9 protein-coding genes are annotated in these 10,720 nt (G+C 55.2%); all 9 read right to left on the bottom strand.

Features of this window, described 5'->3' with window-relative positions; all coding sequences use genetic code 11:
• Window positions 1–3 precede the first annotated feature (3 nt).
• The gene (locus BUB44_RS05020) at window positions 4–1,011 is read right to left on the bottom strand and encodes a hydroxymethylglutaryl-CoA synthase (protein WP_242655855.1); all 1,008 of its coding nucleotides are present in this window, start codon (window positions 1,009–1,011) and stop codon (window positions 4–6) included.
• Window positions 1,011–2,201: a thiolase domain-containing protein gene (locus BUB44_RS05025; protein WP_242655857.1), complete on the bottom strand. Its 1,191-nt coding sequence runs from the start codon at window positions 2,199–2,201 to the stop codon at window positions 1,011–1,013. Before BUB44_RS05025 ends, BUB44_RS05020 begins: the two co-directional genes overlap by 1 nt.
• 17 nt (window positions 2,202–2,218) lie before the next feature.
• Entirely contained in the window at window positions 2,219–3,373 is a 1,155-nt protein-coding gene (locus BUB44_RS05030) for an acyl-CoA dehydrogenase family protein (RefSeq protein WP_073163670.1), read from the bottom strand.
• A gap of 59 nt (window positions 3,374–3,432) precedes the next feature.
• The gene (locus BUB44_RS05035) at window positions 3,433–4,212 is read right to left on the bottom strand and encodes an enoyl-CoA hydratase/isomerase family protein (RefSeq protein ID WP_073163671.1); all 780 of its coding nucleotides are present in this window, start codon (window positions 4,210–4,212) and stop codon (window positions 3,433–3,435) included.
• Window positions 4,213–4,255: 43 nt separating this feature from the next.
• Complete coding sequence (locus BUB44_RS05040) at window positions 4,256–5,125, bottom strand: 3-hydroxyacyl-CoA dehydrogenase family protein (protein WP_073163672.1); 870 nt, start codon at window positions 5,123–5,125, stop codon at window positions 4,256–4,258.
• A 43-nt stretch (window positions 5,126–5,168) separates the two neighbouring features.
• Window positions 5,169–6,524, bottom strand: a complete 1,356-nt coding sequence (locus tag BUB44_RS05045; protein ID WP_073163673.1) for an acetyl-CoA hydrolase/transferase family protein — start codon at window positions 6,522–6,524, stop codon at window positions 5,169–5,171.
• A 50-nt stretch (window positions 6,525–6,574) separates the two neighbouring features.
• Window positions 6,575–7,759, bottom strand: a complete 1,185-nt coding sequence (locus tag BUB44_RS05050) for a thiolase family protein (protein ID WP_073163674.1) — start codon at window positions 7,757–7,759, stop codon at window positions 6,575–6,577.
• 39 nt (window positions 7,760–7,798) lie between these two features.
• Window positions 7,799–9,637: an acyl-CoA dehydrogenase gene (locus BUB44_RS05055; protein ID WP_073163675.1), complete on the bottom strand. Its 1,839-nt coding sequence runs from the start codon at window positions 9,635–9,637 to the stop codon at window positions 7,799–7,801.
• Between the two features lie 389 nt (window positions 9,638–10,026).
• Window positions 10,027–10,720 (bottom strand): electron transfer flavoprotein subunit alpha/FixB family protein (locus BUB44_RS05060; RefSeq protein ID WP_073163676.1); only part of this gene is annotated, 694 nt, incomplete at its 5' end.

Raw genomic sequence — 10,720 nt, forward strand, 5'->3', positions numbered from 1 at the left:
ACCTCAGATACTTCTTTTTAATTTCAGGTAGTGGGTATAACTGATGTATTTCTTATCCTCAAGCAGGACCTGGAAAGATTCGCTTCTTCCCGGCAGCCGGCAGTTCAACTTAAAGCTCAAAGCCTGGCTCGCCCCACCAGCGCCGTAGGAGCCGACCAGTATTTTATCACCGGGTACGGTCTTTTCCAGAACGCGGCACAGCCCCAGGAGCGACGAACAGGCTCCCGTATCACCCACCTGACCGTAAACCAGGCCCTCCTGGATTTGTTCATCGCCGAAGCCGAGCTTTTTGGCCAGGGCAACCGTAGTCCTGACATCGTTCTGGTGCAGGATCACGTGGCGGTAGCCGGCGGGTTTCTGGCCCAGCTTATTTAAAAGTCCCTTCACCGCAGCTCCCACCGTCTCATTATAGGCCTGGTTAGAATAGGTCCTGACGCCAATATCCCTGACTTCCTTTTCCCCGGCAGGCCTGAAGCGCAGGCCCAGCGACTCGGTGACACAAGAGTAAAACCCTTCCAGTTCCAGGCCCTGCTCATCCGCGGCCAGGACAAAGGCGCAGGCGGCTGCACCAAAGCTATGTTCCATTTCCGCAGAAGCACCGGCAACCGGGGCGTCGGAAACTATTACCAGGGCATATTTTTCACCGGACCCCACCAGCAAACCTGCAGCGGACAGGAAAGCCTCCGTTCCGGCCAGGGTTGAACTGCCATGATGGCCGGTCAGGATGTTTTTCCTCAATCCCAGCGCTTCGACAATGGTCCCGGCCATGACCTTCTCCTGATAGGGATAACTGGTCGAAGCCAGCGTCAATACACCAACCCGCTCCAGGTCCAGACCAGCCACAGCCTTCCTGGCTGCTTCCACGGCCATGGTCATGGTATCCTCGTCCACATCCATGACCGTCTTTTCTTTAATGTCCGCACTGCAGCTTCCCAGGGCGTTCACATATTCTTCCCGCCTGAGGCGCAAAAATGGCAGGTAAACCCCGTAAGAGACAACGCTTATGCTCATCACTCGTCCCCTCTCTGGTAGATGAAGACTGCAGCCGTCCCGCCGGACCCGCCCACGTTATGCGACAGGGCAAACCTGGCGTTTTTAATCTGCCGAACAGGTTCCGCCGCCTCACCCCTTAACTGCCTGAAGATCTCATAGGCCATACCGCAACCGGTGGCGCCAATGGGGTGGCCCTTGGCCTTCAAGCCGCCGCTGGCGTTGACCGGCAGCTTACCATCCAGCTGGGTAATTCCTTCTTCCAGCAGGTAGTGAGCGCGTCCCTCCTCGCAAAAACCCAGGTCGGCGTAGGCGAGAATCTCCGCAATGGTAAAGCAGTCGTGCACTTCGGCAAAATCAATATCCCGGGGCCCGATGCCCGCCTGCTTGTATGCCTCGGCAGCGGCTTTCCGCGTGGCGTTAAGGCGGGTTATGGAGCTCCGGTCGTGGATGGCCAGGTAATCGCTGGCCGCCCCGAAACCCCTGAGGTAAACCGGCCTGCTGGTAAAATCCCTGGCTCTCCGGGCATTGCAGAGCAGGACTACCGCAGCCCCGTCGGTTGTGGGACTGCAGTCCCAGATGTTAAATGGATAGGCAACCGGGACCCCGTTCATGGCCTGCTCCAGGGTTATGGCTTTACGAAACTGCGCTTTGGGATTGGCCGCGGCATTACGGTGGTTTTTCACGGCCACCATGGAAAGGTGCTCCCGTTTCAATCCGTACTCATGCATGTACCTGGTTGCCATGAGGGCATAAATACCGGCAAAGGTGGAGCCGGCCAGGCGTTCATACTCCGTATCTCCGGAAACCCCCAGCCAGTACCTGCCCTTACTGGATGAGATGTCCCGCATTTTTTCCACCCCGGCAGCCAGCACCAGGTCAAATTTCCCCGATGCCACTGCACAGGCCGCGTTATACAGGGCAAAACCCCCGGAAGCGCAGGCATTTTCCACCCGCACCGCATTGACGTGCGGCAGGCCCACATGCCCCATGAGCAGCGGGGCCAGCTGACCCAGCTGGAACCCGCTGCCGGCACTTAAACAGCCGATGTAGGCGGCCTGGATCATTTGCGGATCCAGACCCCGGTCAACGCTCTGCAGCATCTCCAGGTATGCCTCGGCAAAAAGTTCCTTAACCCCTTTGGTGGGAAAATCTCCGTAGCGCGTTTGCCCGGCACCGATAATAGCCACACCTTCCACTCTGGACGACACCTTCTTTCCCCGGCAGCTTAAATTTCAAATTTCTTAAGTAACCGGTTGGCTATGATCATGCGCTGGATCTCGTTGGTTCCCTCATATATACGGGTAATCCTGGCATCCCGGTAAAACCGCTCCACCGGGAAGTCTTTCATATACCCCATGCCCCCGTGGATCTGCACCGCTTTGTCGGCCACCCTGCCCAGGGCCTCGGAGGCAAACAGTTTTACCATCGGTCCTTCCTTGATCACGGGCAGGCCCTGATCCACCATCCAGGCCACACGGTAGGTCAGCGACCGGGCAGCTTCGGTATCGGTGGCCATTTCCGCCAGCATCCACTGAATGGCCTGGAAGCTGGCAATGGGTTTCCCAAATTGAATCCTCTGCTGGGCATACCGGACCGAAAGTTCCAGCAACTTGTCGCAGGCCCCCACGCAGCGCGCTGCCAGCGCTACCCGTCCCTTGCTCAGGATCTTCAGGGCGCTGGAATACCCGCGGCCCACTTCTCCCAGCACGTTTTCCGCGGGAACCTCACAGTTCTCAAAAATGACTTCCGCCGTATGGGATCCCCGCAGGCCCATCTTCCTCTCAATGGTACCGATATAAAAACCGGGAAAGTTCTTCTCCACCACAAAGGCGGTAAAACCGCCCCGGGCTCCCTTTTCCCGATCCGTCACAGCAATCACAGTAAAAATATCGGCTTCGGGCGCATTGGTGATGAAATGCTTCCTGCCGTTCAATATCCACCGGTCACCCTTTAAGACGGCGGTGGTTTTTATGCTGGTGGCATCGGACCCGGCATCGGGCTCGGTTAAAGCAAAAGCCCCCAGTTTTTCACCGCTGGCCATGGCGGGCAGGTACTTTCTTTTGATTTCCTCGCTCCCCAGTTCCACTATGCCGGTGGTACCGATCCCCGTATGAGCCCCGATGTAGGTGGTGAAACTCATATTGGCCCGGCCCAGCTCCTCCAGCAGAAGGCACCTCTCCAGCATACTGAGGCCCAGGCCCCCGTATTCCTCGGGAATGCTCATGCCGAACAGGCCCATTTCCTTCGCCTTATCGATCAGGTGCTGTGGAATTTTATCCTCGTCTTCGATTTGCTGGCTGTATTTCTCCACTTCGTTATCCACAAAATTTCTCAGGGTGCGTTTCATGTCCATAATTTCTTCGGGTATAGTAAAATCCATGACTGATCCCCCATTTTTCTTTATCTTTACGCTTCCGCCAGCCGGGGATGCCAGAATAATTATTTACCTTTAAATACCGGTTTGCGCTTTTCCAGGAAGGCCGTTGTTCCCTCTATCCGATCTTCTGTAGAGAAGGCCACCGTTTGTGCCAGCTTTTCAAATAGCAGCCCCGAATTGATATCGGTATTTGCGCCCACATTAATGGCCAGCTTGGCCAGGCCTACGGCCACCGGCCCCTTGGCTATAATTTTCCGGGCCATCTCCCTGGCTGCAGGCAGCAGATCTTCCGGCTGCTCCACCACCTTGTTCACCAGCCCGATCTCCCTGGCCTCCTGGGCGCTGATGATATCACCGGTAAAGATCAACTCCTTGGCTTTACCTATACCCACCAGCCTCTGCAGCCTCTGAGTCCCCCCGGCCCCGGGGATAATCCCCAGGTTCACTTCGGGCTGGCCCAGTTTGGAGCGGCTGGTGGCAATTCTGATATCGCAGGCCATGGCCAGCTCGCATCCGCCGCCCAGGGCATAGCCGTCTATAGCTGCAATAACCGGCTTATCCAGGTTTTCAATATCGTTTAACGTCTCCTGGGCCTCACTTTTTAAAACCTCCAGGGTTTCCCTTTCCCTGAGGGTCCGGATATCAGCCCCGGAAGCAAACGCCTTGCCACCCGCGCCGGTAATGATCACCACGCGCACATCCCGGTCAAATTTACATTCCCGGATGGCGCTGCGAATTTCGGCCCAGGTTTGCGGGTCCAGGGCGTTGCGTACCTCCGGCCGGTTTATGGTTAAAAGGGCTACCGGCCCGTCCTTTTCCAGCAAAATATTTTTATATTCCACGCCCGTTCTACCTCCCCGGAAACCACAGATTACCTGCAGCGGCTTACTTTTTGGTATAATCATAAAAGCCCTTGCCGGTCTTGCGTCCCCACTCTTTCTTTAAAAACTTTTCCACAATTATTGGCGAAGGTTTGTACTTCGGATCACCTGTTTCCTGGTAACGCTCCATGCTGATGTAATAGGTCAGGTCGATGCCGGTGAGATCCAGAAGCCTGAACGGACCCAGCGGGTGACCGAGGGCCAGTTCGACCGCTTTATCAATATCTTCATAGGAAGCGATACCCATATCGTACAGGTAGAGGGCCTCGTTTTTAATGGCCGATACAATGCGGTTGACCAGAAAACCGTAGATCTCCTTTTGCAAAAGAACGGGTGTTTTACCCATCTTCACGCATACATCCATTACGGTTTGGGCCGTTTCCTCGGCCACATGGGGGCCCTTCACCACTTCCACCAGCTTCATAACCAGGGCCGGGTTGAAAAAGTGCATGTTGCACACTTTTTCCGGCCGGCCGGTGGCATCAGCAATTTTTGAACTGACAATATAAGAACTGTTGGTGGCCAGTATGGTATGGGGCGGGCAGATCTTATCCAGCTGGGCAAAAACCTGGCGTTTCAGGTCCAGCTTCTCCAGCACGGCCTCGATCACCAGGTCCGCATCCTTAGCCGCTTCGACCAGATCCCTGGTGAAGGAAATCCTGGCCCGGGCCGCCCGGGCTTCCTCTTCGGAAAGCTTCCCCCTGGCCACCCGCTCCGGCAGGTAGGTATCGGCAAACTTTTCCGCCTTCTGCAAAATCTCCTCGCTGATATCGGTGCACTTAACCTCAAAGCCCGCAATGGCCGCGCACAGGGCTATCTGGTGTCCCATGTTTCCGGCTCCAACAACACAGATTTTTTTAATTTCCGCTCCCATTTTTTTCACCCCTTAAAATTTTTTAACTTTTCATCTCAACTATTCAGCAGGCCAGGCTTAGTTTTTTATTGGTCCTGGTCCAGATTTTCATTTTTTCAGCATGTTTAATCAGCTCTTCCCGGAAATCGGGATGGGCGATACTGATCAACAGTTCCGCCCGCTGCCAGGTCGACTTGCCCTTCAGGTTGACCTTGCCGTATTCAGTTACCACGTACTGCACCACCGTCCGGGGAACGGTTACTATCCCCAGGGGGGTTATCATGGGAACGATCCTGGAAACAACCCTGTCCCCGACCTTCTTGGTAGAACTCATGCAGATAAAAGCCTTGCCTCCTCTGGAACGGTAGGCGCCGAAGGTAAAGTCAAACTGCCCTCCGGTGCCCGAAATCTGCCGCACTCCAACGGATTCGGAGCACACCTGGCCGTATAAATCTATTTCAATGGCATTATTGATGGCAATTTGCTTATCGTTCCGGGCAATGATATTTATATCGTTGGTATAATCCACCGGGTAAATCGCGCAGGCGGGGTTATTGTGGAGAAACTCGTAAAGCCTGGCGTCGCCCAGGGCAAATGTGTAGACCATTTTAAACCGGTCTATGTTTTTTCTGGCCCCGGTAATCTTTCCCGCCTCGTACAGGTCCAGAAAAGCGTTGCACATCATTTCACTGTGTACGCCGAGATCCTTCAGGTCGGACTCCGCCAGCATCTTGCCGATGGTATTGGGCAACCCGCCGATTCCCAGCTGCAGGCACGACCCGTCCTCAATTTCCTCCACAATCAGCCTGGCTATTTTTTTATCCACTTCGGTGGGAGGAATATTGGGTACCTCAAATAAAGGTTCATTGTTGCCTTCCACAATATAATCCACTTCGGAAATATGTATGCTTTCCTGAAACCCTCCCAGGCAGCGGGGAGCGTTTTCATTAACCTCCACGATAATCGTCCTGGCCTTATCACAGACCGCCCGCTCGTATGAACAGGAAACGCTGAAATTGAAGAAGCCTTTTTCATCCATGGGAGTGGTGACAATCATGGCCACATCGGGACCGTCATGATTGCCCCGTAAAATCCCCGGCGCTTCATGATACAGACCCGGGATATGGTAGGCCAGCCCTTCATCCTGCAGCCTCCTGTCAGCACCGCTGAAAAAACTGCTGTTATAAATGAAGTGCTTTTGCTCCGGGTCGGCCAGCGCCACTTTGACCGGATGCAGTGCACAGACACCGCGAATCTTAACATCAAACAACTCATCCTTCCGCCTGGCCAGCGCCTCATCCAGAACCCGCGGCGTCATGGCAAAGTGGCTGTAGGCCACCCAGTCACCGGACTTTACCACTTTTACCGCTTCGTCAGCGGAAACAAGCTTGCGCCGGTACTCTTCCTGATATCTGTTCATCACAAAGCCTCCTTACTTCCCGCCACTTTTAAAGCTGCCACCACCATTTCTCAGCCGACCCACTCCCAGATAGCCGCCACTCCCTGCCCGTGACCCACACACATGCTTTCCACTGCAAACCTGGCGCCGTAATACGGCATTTCGTGCATTAAAGTGGTGGCTATACGGGCTCCGGTACAGCCCAGCGGGTGCCCGAGAGCTATACCGCTGCCCCGGGGGTTCAGCAGGGGATGGTTCCTGATGCCCAGCGTTTCGGTGCAGTAGACAGCCTGGGAGGCAAAGGCTTCATTTATTTCCCAGATGTCGATCTGCTCTATGCTCATCCCGGCCTGTTTCAAGGCCTTGGGAACGGCCACAGCCGGACCGATACCCATAATGGCCGGATCCACACCCACCACGGCGTAGGCCACCAGCTTCATCTTGGGTTTAAGCCCCAGTTCCCTGATCTTTTCCCTGCTGGCCACCAGGACGGCGGCGGCAGCATCGCTGATCTGGCTGGAATTACCTGCCGTGACTGTGGCTTTTTCATCCTGCATGAACACCGGCTTCAATTTGGCCAGGGCCTCCAGGGAAGTATCCGGCCTGATACCCTGGTCCCGGTCAACCACCATTTTCCTTGTACCGCCATCTTCAGCGGGAACTTCTGCTTCCACAGGCAGGATTTCTTCTTTGAACAGGCCTTCCTCCGTCGCCTTATGGGCCTTCATATGGCTTTCATAGGCAAACAGGTCCTGCTTTTCCCGGCTGATGTTAAACCTCCGGGCAACCATTTCTGCCGTGTAACCCATGGAAACCATGTTGGGGTCACAGAACTCGCCCAGCCGGGGATTATGGTCGGAACAGGTGCCCATGGGAACGTGAGTCATGTGCTGAACGCCACCGGCAATAATCAAATCGGCCCACCCCATGGCTATGGTGGCAATGGCAAAGGCAATGGTCTGCACCCCTGAAGCGCACATACGGTCCACCGTACAGCCCGGTACGCTGTAGGGCATACCGGCCATGATGGTTGCATAGCGACCGATATTGCTGCCCATTTCCTTCAACAGCGTGGTGCCGCCCAGAAAAACATCGTCCACCTGTTCCCTTTTCTTGCCGGTAATTCCTGCCCGCTCCAGCAAACCATTGATTACCAGGGCGGCCAGGTCATCGGCCCTGATATTGGCAAACCAGGATTTTTTTTCCGCCTTGGCTATGGCCGTGCGCACACCTTCAACCAGGTACACTTCCCTCATTCTGGCAACAACTCCCTTTTTGGGGTATAGTATTTTCAATCAACCAATAACCAGAGCTTCCTCGGGACATTCCAGGGCAGACCTGTCCGCTTCCTTTATCAGGTCGGTGAGTAAATAAACATGGGGCAATATGTTGTGGATGAAGTACTTTGCCGTGCTGATTTTCCCGGCGTAGTAGGCGTAATCATGATGACCGGTACCCGGTTCTTCAATTTTCCGGGCAGCCAGCAGGGCCTGATCCATTATGGATTCAGCAGCAAACAGCTGGGCACAGCAGGTGAGCACGCGCAGCGCGTAGAGGGGAATGAGCTCACCTTTTTCCGCCATATTTTCATAATAGGAAGCGTAGAGTTCCCTGATTTCCGCCACACACCGGTAAGCCTTTTCCAGCTTCTGCATTTCAGCACCGAAGCCCCTGGCTTCTTTGTTTTGTTCAATAAACTTCCTCCGCTCATCCAGCCAGGCGGCAAAAATTGACCCGTCCTTCATCCTCATCTTGCGGTTGACCAGGTCCATGGCCTGGATGAACGACGTTCCTTCCCAGATGGAAAGTATTTTGGCGTCGCGCGCATACTGGGAGACGGGGTACTCCTCTGTATAGCCGGCACCTCCATGGACCTGGATGGCCAGGGCAATCATCGGCCAGGCGGTCTCGCTGGCATAGGTTTTAATCAGCGGCGTCAAAATATCCGCGTACCCCCGGCACAGGGCGGCTTTTTCCCTGTCCCCGCTGTGCTCGGCTATGTCCAGGTAATAAAAGCCCCTGAAAATCATGGCCCTGATTGCTTCCACCTGGGCCTTCATTTCCATAAGCATCCTTCTGATATCTTCGTGCTTGATTATAGGCACCCGCCCCGCCTTCGGGTTGGTGAAGGGGCGCCCCTGAATGCGCTCCACAGCATAACGGGCGGCAAAGTAATAAGCTGCAGCCATCTGGGCCAGGGCATTGTGGCCCGTACCAATGCGCGATTCGTTCATCATGTGGAACATCATGGCCAGCCCCTTTGACCGGCCCTCGCTGTCCGGGGGATCGCCCACCAGAATTCCCCGGCAGTTATCGTTTTCACCAAAACTCAGCATGGCTGTGGCGGATGCTTTCAGGCCCATCTTGTTTTCAATAGCTATACAGGTAACATCATTGGGTTCCCCCAGGCTGCCGTCATCGTTAACCCATATTTTGGGCACTATATACAGCCCCAGCCCCCGGGAACCCGGGGCACCGCCTTCGGGCCGGGCCAGAACCATGTGAATTATATTTTCGCCCAGGTTTACTTCCCCGCCGGTAATAAACATCTTGGTGCCTTTAATCTTATAAATCCTGGGGTCGTCGGTGGGGTAGGCCCTGGTCGTAGCGTCGCCCACATCGGACCCGGCATTGGGTTCGGTCAGGCACATGGTCCCGCTCCATTTCCCGCTGAGCATTTTATCCAGGAACAGCCTGCGATCCTTATCCGTACCGAACCGGTAAATAAGATTGGCCGCACCGGTGGTTAATTTTACATAGGACATTAATGCCGGGCTGGCGGCCATAAACATTTCATTGTACGCCCGGTACAGGGTCAGGGGCATGGCAGTTTCCGAAGCCAGCGACTCATTGGCCGAACCCCAGCCGTTCTCCTGTAAAAACCTGTATGTCTCCACATAAGCCGGTGGGAGAATCGCCCGGCCATTCTCAAATTTGACTCCTGTCCGGTCCCCTTCTTTATTGATGGGGAAAATAACCTCCCTGGCAATTTTATAGGCCTCATCCAGGACCAGATCGATATCCTCGAAGCCGTAGTTATCCCTGAACTTCTCCAGGTTAAATATCTCTTCCATATCCAGCCATTCTTTGACAATAAACTTCAAGTCCCTGAGATCGTAAACAAATTCCGCCATTTAAAGACCTCCTCTTCTCCAGCAGCAGGAGCCCTTCGGGGTTGAAATTTTAAGACGCTTCACAACCATAATGGCCATCACAAATTACCTGCTCCATACCGGGGATATTCCGGTTATAGCCTCCGGGCCTTACCATTTCTCTTCTTTGTTTATCTTTTTGGGCAAGCAAAAGCTATGCCACTATATTCAAACTTTTATGAACAGGCAAAATTAAAACACCAATGGGCTGCCGTCCTCCAGGCCAGCCGGCTGCAGTTCCAATTTGTAACCTGGCCGTTGCTTTTTAAAACAACAGCCCCGCCGGATAAAAAAAGACCACCGCCCGCGCGATGGTCACAGCTTGTAGAGGAAGTATTTCTGGTTTTGGCGGCAGTATTTCTGGCAACCCCTTACTCCTTGCCGAGGAGCTTTTTGAACTCCTGCGTCAGCAGGGGCACCACCTCGAAGAGGTCGCCCACAATACCGTAATCGGCCACCTTGAAGATGTTGGCTTCGGGGTCCTTGTTGATGGCCACAATCACCTTCGAGGAGCTCATCCCCGCCAGGTGCTGGATGGCTCCCGAAATGCCGCAGGCAATGTACAGCTGCGGGGATACGGTTTTGCCCGTCTGGCCCACCTGCATGCTGTGCGGCGCATAACCGGCATCCACCGCCGCCCGGGAGGCTCCCACCGCCGCACCCAGCACGTCCGCCAGTTCTTCCAGTATGCGGAAGTTCTCCGCCGCTTTCATGCCCCGGCCGCCGGATACGATGATGTCCGCTTCCGTAAGCTCCGGCCGGCTGGATACCTGCCGCACCACGTCCCTGACTATCTGCCGGATGTCGCCCGGTTCCGCGGCCACCGTCACCACTTCCGCCGCGCGCCCCGCCACGGGTTCCGGCACCGGCAGGGCGTTGGGCCTGATGGTGGCCATTACCGGCCGCGCTTCCGGTATCCGGGCCTGGACAAAGGCTTTGCCCGCGTATATGGGCCGGGTGAAGGTTATTTGCCCGTCCTGGAGTTCCACCCCCGTGCAGTCGGTGCAGAGACCCGCCTGCAGCCGCTGGGCCACCTGCGCCGCCAGGTCACGCCCCTGTACGGTG

It is taken from the genome of Desulfofundulus australicus DSM 11792 (genome assembly GCF_900129285.1).
Taxonomy (GTDB): domain Bacteria; phylum Bacillota; class Desulfotomaculia; order Desulfotomaculales; family Desulfovirgulaceae; genus Desulfofundulus; species Desulfofundulus australicus.